Consider the following 16,669-nt stretch of genomic DNA (forward strand, 5'->3'; position numbering starts at 1 on the left):
CGCAAAGGTGCACAGCAATCAGCGCCTTCGTCCCAAGCTCTCATTCCCCGCCTCGATCGTCCTCCGGCGCATCGGCGCGAGGAGCAGCTTGGCTGCAATGCCGGCGCCGATCGACACGACGGCAGCCACCAGGAATACGCGGTCCCAGTTGCCGCCCGCGGCGAGTACAGAGCCCAGCGGCACGAACAGCGACGCGGTGCCCTTGGCCGTGTACATGGTGCCGGCGTTGCTCGCGGCATTCTTGCCGCCGAAGGTGTCGGCCACCAATGCCGGAAAGATCGAGTAGATCTCGCCCCAGAACAGGAACACGAGCGCCGCAAAGGTCATGAAGGCCGCAGGTTCATGGCCGTACAGCTTCAAGCCGAGCAGCGCCAACCCTTCGCCGACGAAGACCAGCAGCATCGTGTTCTCGCGGCCGATCCTGTCCGAGACGAAGCCGCACAGCGGCCGGGTGAAGCCGTTCGCCAGGTTGTCGATGGCAAGCGTCATGGTCAGCAGCGGCATCGACATGCCGAGAAAGTGCATGGGCAACTTGTCGATGTGAAAGTCTTTCGCAATGGGGCCGATCTCTGCCGTCGCCATCAGTCCACCGGCGGCCACCAGCACGAACAGCAGGTAGGTGAGCCAGAAGACGGGCGTCTTCATCATCTGCGCAGGCGTGTAGTCGACCTTGGTCATGACCAGGCGTGTTTGCGCGGCCACGCCCTTGGGGGCGAAGGGCTTTGCCATGAACATCGCGAGCACGAAGATGCAGGCTCCCTGGAGGATGCCGAAGTACACGAAGGTATGTTCGTAGCCCGTGCTCTGGATCATGTTCGCAATCGGGATCACGGTGAGCGCCGCGCCGGCACCGAACCCGGCCGCCGTGAGCCCCGCGGCCAGGCCGCGCTTGTCAGGAAACCACTTCAGCGCGTTGCCGACGCAGGTGCCGTAGACGCAACCGGCGCCAATGCCGGAGATCACGGCGGCCGTGTAGAGCATGGCCAGCCCGTCGGCATAGGCATTGAGAATCCAGCCCAGTGCGGCGAGCACGGCGCCCGCGGCTACAACAGGGCGCGGGCCGAAGCGATCGACCAGCCAGCCTTCGACGGGTACCAGCCAAGTCTCCACCACGACGAAGATCGAGAAGGCAATCTGGATCGCGCCCAGCCCCCAGTGATGCTTGGCCTCCATCGGGGCGACGAACAGGGTCCAGCCGTACTGCACGTTGGCGATCATCGCCATGCAGACGATGCCCAGCGCGAGCTGCACCCAGCGCAACGATCTGCCCGGGGCTGTAGTGGTGGGGGTGGAGCTGGTAGCGGCCGTGGCGGCCACGTGGGGGTGGTTGCGATGGCTGCGCGCGAAGGCGTGCCATCCCTGGTCTGAGGGATCATGACAAGAACCTTTCCTTTGTCTCTTTTGTGGAGTCTGTAGTTGTGGAAAGCCATCGGATCGCCGCACTCGCGTGCGATCGATCCGAAGGGGCAATGTCCGGGCGATCGCAGGAAAAACTCTTGACCTGCGTCAAGATTGCCGTCGCCTGTCACAAAACAATGTGCCCGCGCGTCTAAGAGGTGTTTCCCCAACCCTCAAGCTACAAGGAGCTCACAATGTCCTCAGCCCGACTCGACTACCACGCCCTCGCGCCCGCCGCAGCACGCGCCGGCGCACAGTTTTCCCACGCCGCCGGCAGCACGCTGGACAAGCGCCTGCGTGAATTGGTGAACTTGCGCATCAGCCAGATCAACGGCTGCGCTTTCTGCATCGACATGCACTGGGCCGACCTGATCAAGCAGGGCGTGGACCCGCGCCATGTCAACGCTGTCGCCGGTTGGCGCGAGGCGGCGCGCTTTTTCAGCGAAGCCGAGCGCGCCGCGTTCAACTGGGCGGAGGCCGTCAATGCGGTGCCGCAGCGCACACCCAGCGACGCGGACTTCGAGGCCGTGAAGCGGCACTTCAGCGATGCGCAGATCGCGGACCTCACTTTCGCGGTCTGCGCCATTCGCTCGTGGAACATGCTCAATGCCAGCTTCCACATGCAGGTGCCCGAGACGCCATACACGGCCGGTTGAATTCGCCCGGGCGGCGGCGACGGCCGCCGCCTCCATCGCGCGGCAGAGGTGGCTTTCGCGGTAAATTGCGTTCAAACCACAGGAGACAACGCATGCCCGCCAATCCGCAGTTCAACCGGTTCGCCCTGCGGGCCGCCTTGTACTCCTGCCTCGCGATGCTCGCGTTGGCGAGCAGCGCCGCCGACTACCCGCCGCCCAAGGAGGGCAGCTGGATCGCGAAGGACTTTCGCTTTCACACCGGCCAGGTCATGCCGGAACTGCGCCTGAACTACGTCACCATTGGCGCACCCAGCGGCGAGCCGGTGCTGATCCTGCATGGAACCGCCGGCTCGGCGGCAAGCATGCTGACGCCCGCATTTGCCGGCGAGCTGTTCGGCGTGGGCCAACCGCTGGATGCCACCCGCTACTACATCATCATTCCCGACGGTCTGGGAACCGGCAAGTCGGCCCGGCCCTCCGATGGCCTGCGTGCCAAATTTCCCAGCTACAACTACGACGACATGGTGGACGCGCAGTACCGGCTCGTGACCGAGCACCTCGGCGTCAAGCACCTTCGGGCGATCGTCGGCAATTCAATGGGGGCATGCACGCGTGGATGTGGGGCGTGAAGTACCCGAACGCCATGGACGCACTCGTGCCGATGGCGTGCCAGCCCACCGAGATGTCGAGCCGCAACTGGATGATGCGACGGCTGCTGACGGAGTCCATCCGCAGGGATCCGGAGTGGAACAACGGCAACTACACCGTCCAGCCTCGCAGCGCGCAGTTTGCCTCCGTGTTCTTCGCCACGGCCACCAACGGCGGCAACCTTGCCATGTACAAGGCCGCGCCGACGCGCGCCCAGGCCGACAAGCTGCTGGAGACGCGCCTGAGTGCACCTTTTGCCGCGGACGCAAACGACATCCTCTACCAATGGGAAGCGTCCGCCGACTACAACCCGTCACCCGGGCTGGAGCGCATTCAGGCTGCCGTGCTTGCCATCAATGCAGCCGATGATGAACGCAACCCGCCCGAGACCGGCATCATGGAACGTGAAATGAAGCGCGTGAAGAATGGCAGCTACTACCTGATCCCCGCCAGTGACCGGACGACCGGGCACGGAACCACAGGGCAGGCAACGTGGTGGAAGGCACAGCTTTCGGAACTGCTGCAAAAAGCGCCGAGACGAGGGCTGTAGTCAGTCGTGCTCCATGAGAAGCGCGCGGGACGCCTATCCGGCATGAACGCACTGGCGCAGTTTTTCGCGCGCGTCATGCCCGCCGTTCCATCCAATGTTGGAAACAGTCCTGCCGTCGATCAGCAGTTCGAAATGCTCGACATCGAGCATCGTATCGATGGCCTTGTCGATGTCGGGCACTGTGAGCGCGATGGCTCCGAACCGAAGCCCCGGCATTGAATAGTTGACCGCTTTCACTGTTTGTGCCGGATAGCGCGACTGTTTCATCGTGACCGTGATCGTCTGGATATCCGCCGGCTGCGGAATATCCGCGCCCCAGAAGGTCAGCATTCCGCCGTCATGTTGGGGGCTTGGCCCCGAGATGCTCACCAGCTGGCCCTGTTTCTTCCAGGCGGCGGTGCAGGTCTTGCCGGGCCTTGCCTTCGGATCGACCCGGAAGACCTCCCACCCGCCCAAGTACATTCGCTTGAACGCCGGATCGCGCGCCATCTTCTCTTCGATCGCGGCCATTCGCGCCTTTTCAGTAACGACCGCGTTGTGCTGCGCCTTGATGCTGCGGACCATCCGCTCCATCTCCGCGTCATAGAAGGACGTGGTGTCGACCGATGCGGCATAGGCGTCGCGTGGAGCGCTCGGCGCGGGCGCGGGGCCCGCAACGCAGAGCGGGAACGGGCCGACGCCGTGAGAGCCGCCTGCCATGCCCACACGCCGCTCGCCTGGCGAGCCGTTGCACGGATAGGCCGCCGCCGCCAAGCCGGGCAGCAGGAGGATTGCCGCAGCCGCACCGGCCGAGGAGAGGAAGCGAAGGACAGCGTTCATCTCGAGTTCTTATAACGTGTGGCGAAGCGCGAACGGGCAATGGCAGTTGCTGCCTTCACGGCGTCTCAAACGCAGCCCGGCGCCTGACGCGCCGCATTCTTGCATCAAAGCATGGCGCTACGATCACCCATCTACCGACAAACCCAAGAGAGACAACTCCCATGCCATTGAACCTCGACACCTCCTCGAGCCTCCCGCAAGACGCCGCGCGTGCCACGCTCGTCGGCCGCCTCTGGCAACCCGGCGTCGGGCCGGTGCTGGTGGCCGTCCATGAGGGCGGGCTGCACGACCTTTCCAAGCTCGCGCCCACGATGAGCGACCTGCTCGAAGCGAAAGAATCGCCCTCCGAGGCGGTGCGGCGAGCGCTGCAGGGCGGCCAGGCGCCGCGCATCGCCTCGATCGACGAGGCCATTGCCAACAGCGATGCAACGGCGCGCGACGAATCCAAGCCCTGGCTGCTCGCACCTTGCGACCTGCAGGCGATCAAGGCCAGCGGCGTGACCTTCGTCGAAAGCCTGCTCGAGCGCGTAATCGAAGAGCAGGCGCGCGGCGACGCATCGCGGGCCGAGGCCACGCGCGCCGCGCTGGGCGGTGTGCTAGGCGACAACCTCGCGGGCATCGTGCCGGGCTCTGCCGAGGCCGCAAAGGTGAAAGAGGTGCTGCTGGCGCAGGGCGCATGGTCGCAGTACCTCGAAGTGGGCATCGGCCCCGACGCGGAGATCTTCACCAAGGCTCCGGTGCTCTCTTCGGTGGGCACCGGTGCCGACATCGGCATTCACTCGGCGTCGGTGTGGAACAACCCCGAGCCTGAAGTCGTACTGGCCGTGAACAGCCGCGGCCAAACGCTGGGCGCGGCGCTCGGCAACGACGTCAACCTGCGCGACTTCGAAGGCCGCAGCGCACTGTTGCTCGGCAAGGCGAAGGACAACAACGCTTCCTGCGCCATCGGCCCGTTCATCCGCTTGTTCGATGCGCACTTCGGCATCGACGACGTGCGCCGCATCACGGTTGCGCTCGAAGTCACGGGCCCTGAAGGCTTCAAGCTCGAAGGCTCGAGCTCGCTGTCGAAGATCAGTCGCGATCCGCTCGACCTGGTGTCGCAAGCCATTGGCGTGCACCACGACTACCCCGACGGCCTCATGTTGTTTCTCGGCACGATGTTCGCGCCGACACAAGACCGTCATGGTCCTGGGCAAGGATTCACCCATGTCGTCGGCGATCGCGTCCGCATCGCCGCGCCGGAACTCGGCGCACTCGTGAATCGCGTGGTTCATTCGGACCAGGCGCCGCGGTGGACTTTTGGGTTAAGCGCGTTGATGCGCAATCTTGGTGGGCGCGGATTGCTGTAATCGTTCTTTCTACGCTTTAAAAGGAGTTGTACTCCTTTGTAATTCATAGGCGGCACGTAGCAATGTGTTGCTGTTGACCGCGCTTCGCGTTCCCCTCAAGATAACCATTGTTGATGGTTGTTAATAAAAGGGAGATGGCGTTGCCGCCAAGCGAGATCGAACTACTGCAGTCGCCTGTTGAAGGCCCGCTTCCGTGCGGCGAAGACCTCGAATACGACCCCGATTTCATGGCGTTGCAGCAGGCAACGACCGGAAAGCGGGAGCAGCAGTTCGGCTCGACCATCATTCCGGCCGAGCCGCCCGACTGGGCTCGCGTCGAGCGCATCGCAAAGCAACTGTGCCAACGCACGCTCGACCTGCGCGTACTGGTTCCGCTCACGCTGGCGTGGACCGAGAGCCGCGGGCTGCCCGGCTATGTCGACGGCTTGCAAGTGGTCGACGGCGTGCTGCAAAAATTTTGGGACGACGTGCATCCGCGCGTGGTCGATGATGGTTTCGAAGACCCGCTGCCGCGCATGAACGCGTTGGCCGCATTGGCCGAAGCCGAGGGATTGGGGCGCAGCGTGCGCGATGCGCGCCTGCTCGAAGACGCCGGCGTGTCGATGAGCCTGCGGCAGGTCGAGGCGCTGCTCGATTCGAGCAAGGCCGACCAGATCGACTACCCGGGCGGCATCGGCCGGCTGCGCGAAGTGGCGCGCCGTGCGCAGGAAAAGTCGGCCCCGCCGGTGCTGGCATTGCATGCGGCGCTGGAACTGTTGCAACGAATTCGCGAGACCTCGGAGCGGGCCCTGGGGCAAAGCTGGGCGCCCGACTTTTCCAGGCTCGAACGTTCTCTTCGTACCGTGGTGCAGCTGCTGCCTGAGCAGGCCCAGCAGGCACCGGCAGAAGCATCGGAAGTTCCGCAAGGCAGCGAGACCGGGTCATCGACCTCGCCGGGGCAAGGCTCTGCCAGTGCTGCCAATGGTGCGAGCGGCCAGCGCGTAGCGGGCATTAAAGATATTGAAATATCGAATCGTGATGATGTGCAGCTGTTGCTGGAAAAGGCGTGCCAATACATGGAGCGCACCGAACCCAGCCACCCGGCACCCATGCTCATCCGAAGAGCGCAAAGACTGCTGGACCTCAACTTCTTCCAGATCATCGAAGAACTCGTACCCGAGGGCTTGCAGAAGATCGAAAGCCTGGCGGGGCGCTCGCTGAGTACCGGCACCGAATAGAAGTGCCGACAAAAAAGTGGCAGGGCGACAAGCAGCGCGAGAACGCAAGGTCAGATTGGTCAGAGGCAACTCCGACCCACACGCATAGAGATTCAAGAGGAAGCTTATGGCAGACAACCGTGTCAGAAACAGTGGTCAGAAGTTCATTGCGCGCAACCGCGCGCCGCGCGTGCAGATCGAGTACGACGTCGAGATCTACGGCAGCGAACGCAAGATCCAGTTGCCCTTCGTGATGGGCGTCATCGCCGATCTCGCGGGCAAGCAGGTCGATCCGATGCCCGACCTGGCGGAGCGCGACTTCATGGCTGTGGACATCGACAACTTCGATGACCGCATGAAGGCCGTCAAGCCGCGCGTGGCCTTCCAGGTGCCGAACACGCTCACGGGCGAAGGGCAGATGAACGTCGACATCACCTTCGACAGCATGGACGACTTCTCGCCCGCGCGCATTGCACGCCAGGTGGGCGCGCTGCAGCACCTGCTCGAAGCGCGCACCGAGCTTTCCAACCTGCTGTCCTACATGGACGGCAAGAACGGCGCCGAGCAGCTGATTGCCCAGGCGCTGCAGAACCCGGAGCTGCTCAAGTCGCTCGCGTCCGCACCCAATCCCGCCGTTGCCAAGGCGGTGGAAGCGGCAAACGAGAAGTCCGGCGGCCCCGGCACCTCTTCCGAATAAGCAGCGCAAGCCGACAGGACGTCCATCATGAGCACCGCACCCAAACAGACAGCGCGCGCACAAGCCGCCACCATCGAAGCGCTCGAACCCAACGAGTTCTCCGACCTGCTGCAGCGAGAGTTCAAGCCCAAGACCGACCAGGCCCGCGACGCGGTGCAAAGCGCCGTCAAGACGCTGGCGGTACAGGCGCTCGAAAGCACCGTCACCATCTCGAACGACGCCTACCGCACCGTGCAGGCGATCATCACCGAGATCGACCGCAAGCTCTCCGAGCAGATCAACCAGATCCTTCACCACGAAGACTTCCAGCAGCTCGAAGGCGCATGGCGCGGCCTGCACTACCTGGTCAACAACACCGAGACCGACGAGCAGCTCAAGATCCGCGTGATGTGCGCATCCAAGCGCGAAGTGGCGCGCTCGCTCAAGCGCCACAAGGGCATCGGCTGGGACCAGAGCCCGCTGTTCAAGAAGATCTACGAGGCGGAGTACGGCCAGTTCGGCGGCGAGCCGTTCGGCGCGCTCATCGGCGACTTTCACTTCGACCACAGCCCGCCCGACGTGGAAATGCTCGGCGAAATGGCCAAGATTGCCGCGGCCGCGCACTGTCCCTTCATTGCCGGCGCATCGCCCACGGTGATGCAGATGGATTCGTGGCAAGAGCTTTCGAACCCGCGCGACCTGACCAAGATCTTCCAGAACACCGAGCACACCGCATGGCGGTCGCTGCGCGAATCGGAAGACGCGCGCTACATCGGCCTGGCCATGCCGCGCTTTCTTGCGCGCCTGCCGTATGGTGCGCGCACCAATCCGGTCGACGAGTTCGAGTTTGAAGAAGAAACCGATTCGGCCCTGCACAACCGCTACACATGGGCCAACTCGGCCTATGCCATGGGCGTGAACATCAACCGCTCGTTCAAGCAGTTCGGCTGGTGCACGTCGATTCGCGGCGTGGAATCGGGCGGCGCGGTCGAGAACCTGCCCACCCACACCTTCCCGACGGACGACGGCGGCGTGGACATGAAGTGCCCGACCGAGATCGCCATCAGCGACCGGCGCGAGGCCGAGCTGGCCAAGAACGGCTTCATGCCGCTGGTGCACCGCAAGAACTCCGACTTTGCGGCCTTCATCGGCGCGCAGTCGCTGCAGCAGCCGGCCGAGTACTACGACGCCGACGCCACGGCCAACGCCAACCTGGCGGCGCGCCTGCCGTACCTGTTTGCATGCTGCCGCTTCGCGCACTACCTGAAGTGCATCGTGCGCGACAAGATCGGTTCGTTCCGCGAGCGCGAGGACATGGAGCGCTGGCTCAACGACTGGATCATGAATTACGTGGACGGCAGCCCAGGCACGTCGTCCCAGGATACGAAGGCAATGAAGCCGCTGGCGGCGGCTGAAGTCCAGGTGGAAGCCATCGAGGACAACCCGGGCTACTACGCCGCCAAGTTTTTTCTCCGGCCGCACTATCAGCTCGAAGGGCTGACGGTGTCGTTGCGGCTGGTTTCGAAGCTGCCATCCAACAAGAAGGACAGCAGCTAGTTCAACGGTGTCCCGAAATCGGGCATATATATAACTTTGGGGGTTAATCATGGCAGTAGACATGTTCATGCGCGTCGAGGGCGCAAACGGCGAATCCAAGGACTCGAACCATAAGGACTGGACGGATATCAAGTCGTTTGCATGGGGAGCGACGCAGCCTGGAAACATGGTCAGCGGCGGTGGCGGCGGTGTGGGCAAGGCAAGCTTCAACGACCTGCAGGTTCTTGCGCGCATCGACAAGGCGGCCCCGTCCGTCATGAAGAACTGCGCAAGCGGCAAGCACCTGAGCAAGGTCGAAGTGTCGGTGTGCAAGGCCGGCGGCTCGCAGATCGAATACACCCGCGTCACGCTCGAAGAAGTGCTGGTCACCTCGGTGCAATACACGGCCGAGCAGGGCAGCGATGCGGTGCTGGTGCAATTTGCCTTCCAGGCCGCCAAGGTGAAGCAGCAGTACTGGGAACAGACGGACAAGGGCGGCAAGGGCGCCGAAACCGTTCTGGCCTGGAACATCAAGGAAAACCGGGAAGCCTGATTTCCGTTTTTTTGCCTGACCGAACCCGCGCGCGCCGCATGGCGGCGTGCCGCGGGGCTCCGGTCACCCGCAGATATTCACCGGCGGCCCACGGCCGCATGCGAGTCAATGAGGAAGTTTCATGGGCGATGGGTTTGCAGTGCTGGGCGAGCGCTCCGTGGCCGAGCACACCGAATGGGTACAGCGGCAGATTCGCGCGCAGCCCCAGAACGCCAGCCTGCGGCTTGCTCTCGGCCACTTTCTTGCGTTGCGCGGCGAATGGCAGCGGGCTGAAGACCAGCTCAAGCTCGCCGCCAAGATCGATCCTTCTTTTGCTCCTGCCAGCGCCACTTGTGCGATGGCCCTGGCAGCCGAGCGCCACCGAACCGAATTCTGGAATGGCGGCCGTGCGCCGGCCGTCATTGCCGGCGATGCAGACTGGGTCGCGGGGCTGATTGCCGCCGCGGCGCTGCCGCCCGATCAGGCCGCGCAAGCGGCCGACCTGCGCGAAACCGCGCGCCAGGCGGCACCCGCCTTGCAGGGCACCCTGAGCTGTGTCGACCGGTCCGATTCGCGCGCCGTGCAGGCCCTCGACGGCGAGCCGGTGCAAAGCATCGAGTTCGCATGGCTTTGCGACGGCGACGTGCGCATTGGCGCCGTGCTCGAACTGCTCACGCCTTCGGGCTACGCGTGGCTGCCGCTGTCGGCGGTGCGGCGCCTCAAGTTTTCGCGTCCGCAGCACCTGGTCGACCTGCTGTGGGCGCCAGCCGAAATCGTGCTGCACGACGGCCGCGGGCTCAACGGCCTGGTGCCGGTGCGCTATCCCGGCGCGCTCGAGGCGCTGGAAGACGGGCTGGCACTGGGCCGCCGTACCGACTGGCTGCAATTGGCCGGTGAAGAGCAGTACGCCGGCGTGGGCCAGCGCACGCTGATCAGCGAAGCCGGCGACCATTCGCTGCTCGACATTCGCCTGGTCGAGTTTGCCGCCGCGGAGAGTGTTGCCCAGTGAGTTCACTCCTGCCAGCCAGCCGCTTGCCCGTGGAGGCCGAGGGCGATCACCAGCAAGAAAGCGTTGCACGCGACCGCCTGCAGCCGGTGCTGCTCGACCGCCTGACCGACAAGCAGCCGCAGACCCGCCAAGAGCGCGCGGGCGCGTTCCTGATGAGCGGCAAGCTGCTGCGCGATTCGGTGCTGCGCGACTTGCAGTGGCTGCTCAACACCACCAACTTCGGCGCTGACCACAACATCAACGCCATGCCGCGCGCCCGGCGCTCGGTCGTGAACTACGGCGTGCGCGGCTGGGCCGGCGGGCGCATGTCGGAGGTCGACTTTGCCGACGTCGAGGCCGCCATTCGCGCGGCCATCATCGACTTTGAGCCGCGCATCATGAAAGACAGCATCGACGTGCGCTGCGTCACCGACTCCACCGACCTGGAGCACCACAACCTGCTCGCGCTCGAGATCCGCGGCACGCTGTGGTCGGTGCCTTACCCCATCGAATTCATCCTGCGCTCAGAGCTCGACCTCGAAAGCGGCCACATGGTCCTTCGCCCGACGGGAGGGCTTTGATGGACGCGCGGCTGCTCGACTACTACAACCGCGAACTCACCTACATGCACGAGCTCGGTGCCGAGTTCGCGCAGCGCTATCCCAAGATTGCCGGCCGACTGGGCATGCGCGGCATCGAGGTGAGCGATCCGTACGTGGAGCGCCTGCTCGAAGGCTTCAGCTTTCTTACGGCACGCATCCAGCTGAAGATGGATGCGGAGTTTCCGCGCTTCTCGCAGCGGCTGCTCGAAGTGGTGTACCCGAACTTTCTTGCGCCGCTGCCGGCCATGGGCGTGGTGCAGATCGACGGCAACCTGAACGAAGGCTCGCTGAAGGCCGGCTACGAGCTGCCGCGCCACACCATCCTGCGCGGTCGCATGATCAAGGGCGAGCAGACGGCCTGCGAATTTCGCACCGGCCATGCCGTCACGCTGTGGCCCATCAAGATCGCAGAGGCGAGCATCGGGCCCGTGCCGGCGGAAATTGCGCACGCCATGCCCGTGGTTGCGCGCCAGGCCAAGAGCGCCATCACCATCAAGCTCGAAGCGGTGGGCGGCGCCCGGTTTGCAGAGATGCCGCTCGACCGGCTCGAGTTCTTTCTTTCGGGCGCCGAGCTGCATGCGCTGCGCGTGCTCGAACTGGCGGTTCACCACAGCGTGGGCACCGTGTGCCGCAGCGGCCCAGGCAGCACCGCGCGCATCGTGCCGCTGGGCGACGAGGCCATTCGCCACGAGGGCTTCGACCCCGACCAGTCGCTGCTGCCCTACGACGCGCGATCGTTTCAGGGCTACCGGCTGCTGCACGAGTACTTCGCGTTTCCTGATCGCTACCTGTTCTTCAGCGTGAAGAACCTGCGCGCGGCGGCCGCCGCCATGAGCGGCAGCACGATGGAAATCGTCATCCTGCTCGACCGTGCCGACAGCGATCTGGAACGTGTTGTCGATGCGCGGCACTTCTCGCTCTTCTGCACGCCCATCATCAACCTGGTGCCGCGCCGCAGCGACCGCATTCCGGTCGGGCCGGGGCAGCATGAGCACCATGCGGTGATCGACCGCACGCGTCCGCGCGACTTCGAGATATTTACCGTCGAGCGCGTTACGGGCCACATGAGCAACGGCTCCGAGGAGCGGGAGTTCAGGCCGTTCCTAGGCTCCTTCGCGGCCGACGACGGCGACTTCGGTTCTTATTTTTCGCTGCGCCGCGAGCCGCGCCTGGTGTCCGACCGCGCCCGCGCGCAAGGCACGCGCACCAGCTACACAGGCAGCGAGGTGTATGTGTCGCTGGTCGACCAACACGACGCGCCGTTTCCGCACAGCCTGCGGCACATCACCATCGATGCGCTGTGCACCAACCGCGACCTGCCGCTGTTGCTGCCCACCGGGCTCGAATCCGATTTCACCCTGCGCGTCTCGGCGCCCGTTCGCGCGGTGCGCATACTGCGCGGCCCGTCGCGGCCGTATCCCGCATTGGCGGAAGGCGCGCTCACCTGGCGCCTCATCAGCCACCTGGGCCTCAATTACCTGAGCCTGACGGACGTCGATGCCAACCAGGGCGCGGCCGCGCTGCGCGAGATGCTCGACCTGTACGGCAACCTGGCCGACCCCGCGGTGCGCCGACAGATCCAGGGCGTGCGCTCGATGGCGCTGGCGCCCGTGTTTCGCCGGTTGCCCGAGCCGGGCCCTATCGTCTTCGGCCGCGGCGTCGAGGTGGCGCTGAAGATCGACGAGGTCGCGTTCTCGGGGTCGAGCCCCTATCTTTTCGGTGCCGTGCTGGAGCAGTTCTTCAGCCGGCATGTGTCGCTCAACGCGTTCACCGAGTTCGCGCTCTCCAGCCTGCAGCGCGGAGAAATCGCGCGATGGGCGCCCCGCATCGGACGCCGCCCCGCCGTATGAGTGCGCTGCACGTTACCCACGATTCATCGGCACCATCGGTCGTCCCCGATGAGCCGGCTGAGGTGGCCCCGCCCGCGCGGCGCGGTGCGCCGGAGGCCGATCCGGTGTTGTGGGCCGGCCTCGTCGACCAGCCTTTCGAGCATGACCTCTTCATGCTGCTGCGCCGGCTCGATGCGCAAGGCGGCCACCCTTTGCTGGGCCGCGCGCCGCGCCCGCTCGATGAGCCGCTGCGCCTGGGGCAGGAGCCCTCGATGGCGTTCGCGCCGTCGAACGTCTCGGGCGTGGATGTGGACGGCGATGGCCCGCCGCGCATCTCGATCTACGGCTTTGGCCTGTTCGGCCCCAACGGGCCGCTGCCGCTGCACCTGACCGAGTACGCACGCGAGCGCAAGCGCCATCACAGCGACAACACGCTCAGTGCGTTTGCCGACCTGTTCCATCACCGGCTGATCCTGCTGTTCTACCGCGCCTGGGCCGATGCGCAGTCGGTCAACAGCCTCGACCGTCCCGACGGCCACCGCTTTGTCGACTACGTGGCCAGCCTCATGAACATGGGGCAGCCGGGCCTCAAGGAGCGCGACCGCATTGCCGACCATGCGCGTACCTTCATGGCCGGGCACCTTGTGCGCCAGACGCGCAACCCCGAAGGGCTGATCCAGATCCTGAAGCTGTACTTCGGCGTGCCTGTGCGCGTCGACGAATTCGTGAGCGGCTGGGTGATGATCGACGACCGGCAGGTGAGCCGGCTCGGCCTCTTCGGGCGCAACCACCAGCTGGGCGGCGGCGCGACCATCGGCCTGGCGGTGCGCGATGCGCAAAGCAAATTTCGCTTGGAGCTGGGCCCGCTCTCGCAAGACGAGTTCCGCCAGTTCTTGCCAGGCAGCAAGCGGCTGCAGCAGGTGGTCGACTGGGTGCGCCAGTACGTCGGCATCGAGTTTGCGTGGGAGCTGCGGCTCGTGCTCAAGAAAGAAGAAGCCCGCGGCATGCAGCTGAGCGGCGGGCAGCGCCTGGGCTGGGGCAGCTGGCTCGGCACGCGCCTTTCAGACACCGATGCAGGCGACATGGTGTTCCAGCCCGAAGCATTGTTTTCCCGTTCCGCATCGGCAGCTTCCGTGGCGGCTGAAGTTTCTTCCATGGCCTTATGACCGATATTCGCCGCGTCTCTCTTTTTTCCAAACTGAACCCGATGCTCTACAAGGCATTGGAGACCGCCACCGCGTTTGCCAAGCTGCGCGGCAATGCCTATGTGGAGCTGGTGCATTGGCTGCACCAGATACTGCAGTTGCAGGACAGCGACCTGCTGCGCATCGTCAAGCGCGCGGGCCTCAACATCGATGCGGTCGAGCAAGACCTGGTGCGGGCGCTCGACCGCCTGCCGCACGGCGCCACGTCGATCAGCGACATTTCCGAGCACGTCGACAACGCGGTGGAGCGTGCCTGGGTGTATGCCAGCCTGCGCTTCGAGGCCACGTCGATCCGCGGTGCCTACCTGCTTGCGGGCATCGTGAAGACGCCGGGGCTGCGGCAAGTGCTTTCTGGCATTTCGCGCGAGTTCGACAAGATCGTGCCCGACGTTCTCATCGCCCAACTCCCCGCGTGGACCGAAGGTTCGCCCGAAGATGATTTCGACGCCGCACCGCAAGGGCAGGGCGCCGGCCATGGGGCCCCTGCGGCGGCTCACCAGGGCGACGGTGCGGCGGCCGGCGGCTCCGCGCTGGCCAAGTACGCAAGCGACCTGACGGCCAAGGCGCGCGCGGGCGAGCTCGACCCGGTGTATGGCCGCGACGACGAGATCCGCCAGATCATCGACATTCTCATGCGCCGGCGCCAGAACAACCCGCTGCTCACCGGCGAGGCCGGCGTGGGCAAGACGGCCGTCGTCGAAGGGCTGGCGTCGCGCCTTGCCGCCGGCGATGTGCCGCCGTCGCTCAAGGACGTGTCGCTGTGGGTGCTCGACCCCACGCTGCTGCAGGCCGGCGCGGGGGTGAAGGGCGAGTTCGAACAACGCCTGCGCCAGGTGATCGACGAAGTCGAGAAGAGCCCCAAGCCCATCGTGCTGTTCGTCGACGAAGTGCACACGCTGGTCGGCGCGGGCGGCACCGCCGGCACAGGCGACGCGGCCAACCTGCTGAAGCCGGCGCTCGCGCGCGGGCGGCTGCGCACCATCGGCGCCACCACCTGGTCGGAGTACAAGAAGTACATCGAAAAAGACCCGGCGCTCACGCGGCGCTTCCAGACCATCCAGGTGCACGAGCCCACCGAGCCCAAGGCCGTGGTCATGCTGCGCGGCATTTCGGCCGAGCTCGAAAAGCACCACGGCGTGCTCATCCTCGATGCCGCGCTCGAAGCGGCCGTGAGCCTGTCGCACCGCTACATTCCCGCGCGGCAGCTGCCCGACAAGGCGGTGAGCCTGCTCGACACGGCGTGCGCGCGCGTGGCGCTGAGCCAGCATGCGCTGCCCGCCGCCATCGAAGACCTGCAGCGCCGCATCGAAGTGCTGGGCATCGAGCGGGGCATTGCGCAACGCGAAGCCGCCATTGGTGTCGGCGAGGCGAAGCGCGTGGACGACATCGCGGCCGAGGTGGCTGCCGCGCAGGCGGAACTCGACCTGCTGGAAAAGCGCCGCGTGGAAGAAGCGACGCTGGTCGAGCGCATCGTCGCGCTGCGCAAGCAGCTGTCGCCCGCTGCCGTGCCCGTGCAGGCAGAAGAGGCTGCGGCGGAAGACGTGGAGGGCGACGATGTCGAGGCAGCGGCACACGTCGAAGCCGCACTGGCCGAGCCCGAGCGAGCGCCCGAAGAGATTCGCGCCGAACTCAACCAGGCGCAGGACAAGCTCGCGCAGCTGCAGGGCGAGTCGCCGCTCATCCTGGCCGCGGTCGATGCGCAGGCCATTGCCACCGTGGTGGCCGATTGGACGGGCATCCCCATCGGCCGCATGGTGCGCGACGACGCGCAGTCGGTGCTGCGCCTGGGCGAGATTCTTTCGGCGCGCGTGGTCGCGCAGCCCGATGCGCTCGAAACCATTTCGCGCCGCATCCGCACCGCGCGTGCGCGGCTCGACAACCCGAACAAGCCGGTGGGCGTGTTCCTGCTCTGCGGCCCCTCTGGCGTGGGCAAGACCGAGACCGCGTTGGCACTTTCAGAGGCGCTCTACGGCGGCGAGCAGAACCTCGTCACCATCAACATGAGCGAGTTCCAGGAGTCGCACACCGTCTCCACGCTCAAGGGTGCGCCGCCCGGCTACGTGGGCTACGGCGAAGGCGGCGTGCTGACCGAAGCCGTGCGTCGCAGGCCCTACAGCGTGGTGCTGCTCGACGAGATCGAGAAGGCGCACACCGACGTGCACGAGATCTTCTTCCAGGTGTTCGACAAGGGCTGGATGGAAGACGGCGAGGGCCGGCACATCGACTTTCGCAACACCGTGATCATCATGACCTCGAACGTCGGCACCGACCTGGTCATGCAGCTGTGCGAAGACCCGACCCTGCGCCCCGACCCAGAGCCGCTGGCGGCCGCGCTGCGCGAACCGCTGCTCAAGGTGTTTGCGCCGGCACTGCTGGGACGGCTGGTTGTAGTGCCTTATTACCCGTTGCACGCCGATGCGCTGCATCGCATCATCCGCCTTCAGCTCGACCGCATTGCCGCTCGCCTCGACGCGAACCACGGCATTGCCCTGCACTACGACGACAGCGCCGTCGAACTGGTGGCGCGCCGCTGCACCGCCATCGAGTCGGGGGGGCGGATGATCGACGCGATCCTGACGCACACCATTCTTCCGCGCTTGAGCGAAGAAGTCATTGGTGCAATGGTCAGCGCGCGCAAGCTCGCAGAGGTGCGGCTGAGCGCAGCGAACGACGACTTTCACTACGAATTTTCTGAACGCTGAGCGA

General features: G+C 65.3%; 13 protein-coding genes and 1 pseudogene. 12 read left to right on the top strand and 2 right to left on the bottom strand.

Features of this window, described 5'->3' with window-relative positions:
• Positions 1-18 precede the first annotated feature (18 nt).
• Complete coding sequence (oxlT, locus tag M0765_RS09650; protein WP_258503371.1) at positions 19-1,317, bottom strand: oxalate/formate MFS antiporter; 1,299 nt, start codon at positions 1,315-1,317, stop codon at positions 19-21.
• Positions 1,318-1,592: 275 nt separating this feature from the next.
• Between oxlT and M0765_RS09655 the strand changes: the two genes are divergently transcribed.
• A complete protein-coding gene (locus tag M0765_RS09655) occupies positions 1,593-2,054 on the top strand; it encodes a carboxymuconolactone decarboxylase family protein (RefSeq protein WP_258503372.1) in 462 nt (153 codons plus the stop codon).
• Between the two features lie 92 nt (positions 2,055-2,146).
• Positions 2,147-3,231, top strand: a pseudogene (locus M0765_RS09660) (alpha/beta fold hydrolase).
• 33 nt (positions 3,232-3,264) lie between these two features.
• On the opposite strand, the gene M0765_RS09665 reads toward M0765_RS09660, so the two are convergent.
• Positions 3,265-4,050, bottom strand: a complete 786-nt coding sequence (locus M0765_RS09665) for a hypothetical protein (RefSeq protein WP_258503374.1) — start codon at positions 4,048-4,050, stop codon at positions 3,265-3,267.
• A 161-nt stretch (positions 4,051-4,211) separates the two neighbouring features.
• On the opposite strand from M0765_RS09665, the gene M0765_RS09670 reads away from it, so the two are divergent.
• The 10 genes from M0765_RS09670 to tssH all read left to right on the top strand — a co-directional run bounded on the left by M0765_RS09670 (position 4,212) and on the right by tssH (position 16,665).
• Positions 4,212-5,399, top strand: a complete 1,188-nt coding sequence (locus M0765_RS09670) for a fumarylacetoacetate hydrolase family protein (protein WP_258503376.1) — start codon at positions 4,212-4,214, stop codon at positions 5,397-5,399.
• Positions 5,400-5,533: 134 nt separating this feature from the next.
• Positions 5,534-6,616 carry a type VI secretion system protein TssA gene (gene tssA / locus M0765_RS09675; RefSeq protein ID WP_258503378.1) on the top strand — a complete coding sequence of 361 codons (1,083 nt, stop codon included), beginning with the start codon at positions 5,534-5,536 and terminating at the stop codon, positions 6,614-6,616.
• A 106-nt stretch (positions 6,617-6,722) separates the two neighbouring features.
• The gene (tssB, locus tag M0765_RS09680) at positions 6,723-7,292 is read left to right on the top strand and encodes a type VI secretion system contractile sheath small subunit (protein ID WP_258503379.1); all 570 of its coding nucleotides are present in this window, start codon (positions 6,723-6,725) and stop codon (positions 7,290-7,292) included.
• A 27-nt stretch (positions 7,293-7,319) separates the two neighbouring features.
• Positions 7,320-8,828 carry a type VI secretion system contractile sheath large subunit gene (tssC, locus tag M0765_RS09685; RefSeq protein WP_157611312.1) on the top strand — a complete coding sequence of 503 codons (1,509 nt, stop codon included), beginning with the start codon at positions 7,320-7,322 and terminating at the stop codon, positions 8,826-8,828.
• Positions 8,829-8,877: 49 nt separating this feature from the next.
• On the top strand, positions 8,878-9,360 hold the full coding sequence (locus M0765_RS09690) for an Hcp family type VI secretion system effector (RefSeq protein WP_126746719.1): 483 nt from the start codon (positions 8,878-8,880) through the stop codon (positions 9,358-9,360).
• A gap of 121 nt (positions 9,361-9,481) precedes the next feature.
• The gene (locus M0765_RS09695; protein ID WP_258503380.1) at positions 9,482-10,348 is read left to right on the top strand and encodes a type VI secretion system accessory protein TagJ; all 867 of its coding nucleotides are present in this window, start codon (positions 9,482-9,484) and stop codon (positions 10,346-10,348) included.
• A 29-nt stretch (positions 10,349-10,377) separates the two neighbouring features.
• Positions 10,378-10,908: a type VI secretion system baseplate subunit TssE gene (tssE, locus tag M0765_RS09700; RefSeq protein WP_258508188.1), complete on the top strand. Its 531-nt coding sequence runs from the start codon at positions 10,378-10,380 to the stop codon at positions 10,906-10,908.
• The gene (gene tssF, locus M0765_RS09705; RefSeq protein ID WP_258503381.1) at positions 10,908-12,779 is read left to right on the top strand and encodes a type VI secretion system baseplate subunit TssF; all 1,872 of its coding nucleotides are present in this window, start codon (positions 10,908-10,910) and stop codon (positions 12,777-12,779) included. Before tssE ends, tssF begins: the two co-directional genes overlap by 1 nt.
• The gene (gene tssG / locus M0765_RS09710; RefSeq protein ID WP_258503382.1) at positions 12,776-13,924 is read left to right on the top strand and encodes a type VI secretion system baseplate subunit TssG; all 1,149 of its coding nucleotides are present in this window, start codon (positions 12,776-12,778) and stop codon (positions 13,922-13,924) included. Before tssF ends, tssG begins: the two co-directional genes overlap by 4 nt.
• Positions 13,921-16,665, top strand: coding sequence for a type VI secretion system ATPase TssH (tssH, locus tag M0765_RS09715; RefSeq protein WP_258503383.1), 2,745 nt, complete (start codon positions 13,921-13,923; stop codon positions 16,663-16,665). Before tssG ends, tssH begins: the two co-directional genes overlap by 4 nt.
• Positions 16,666-16,669 lie beyond the last annotated feature (4 nt).

The sequence above is a fragment of the Variovorax sp. S12S4 genome (assembly GCF_023195515.1).
Taxonomy (GTDB): domain Bacteria; phylum Pseudomonadota; class Gammaproteobacteria; order Burkholderiales; family Burkholderiaceae_C; genus Variovorax.

What these genes read in the sequence shown, in the direction of transcription:
- tssB (WP_258503379.1), top strand. Translation starts at nt 6,723, where the DNA reads ATGGCAGACAACCGTGTCAGAAACAGTGGTCAGAAGTTCATTGCGCGC.
- tssA (WP_258503378.1), top strand. Translation starts at nt 5,534, where the DNA reads ATGGCGTTGCCGCCAAGCGAGATCGAACTACTGCAGTCGCCTGTTGAA.
- M0765_RS09690 (WP_126746719.1), top strand. Translation starts at nt 8,878, where the DNA reads ATGGCAGTAGACATGTTCATGCGCGTCGAGGGCGCAAACGGCGAATCC.
- tssC (WP_157611312.1), top strand. Translation starts at nt 7,320, where the DNA reads ATGAGCACCGCACCCAAACAGACAGCGCGCGCACAAGCCGCCACCATC.
- M0765_RS09695 (WP_258503380.1), top strand. Translation starts at nt 9,482, where the DNA reads ATGGGCGATGGGTTTGCAGTGCTGGGCGAGCGCTCCGTGGCCGAGCAC.
- tssF (WP_258503381.1), top strand. Translation starts at nt 10,908, where the DNA reads ATGGACGCGCGGCTGCTCGACTACTACAACCGCGAACTCACCTACATG.
- M0765_RS09665 (WP_258503374.1), bottom strand. Translation starts at nt 4,050, where the DNA reads ATGAACGCTGTCCTTCGCTTCCTCTCCTCGGCCGGTGCGGCTGCGGCA.
- M0765_RS09670 (WP_258503376.1), top strand. Translation starts at nt 4,212, where the DNA reads ATGCCATTGAACCTCGACACCTCCTCGAGCCTCCCGCAAGACGCCGCG.
- tssH (WP_258503383.1), top strand. Translation starts at nt 13,921, where the DNA reads ATGACCGATATTCGCCGCGTCTCTCTTTTTTCCAAACTGAACCCGATG.
- M0765_RS09655 (WP_258503372.1), top strand. Translation starts at nt 1,593, where the DNA reads ATGTCCTCAGCCCGACTCGACTACCACGCCCTCGCGCCCGCCGCAGCA.
- tssG (WP_258503382.1), top strand. Translation starts at nt 12,776, where the DNA reads ATGAGTGCGCTGCACGTTACCCACGATTCATCGGCACCATCGGTCGTC.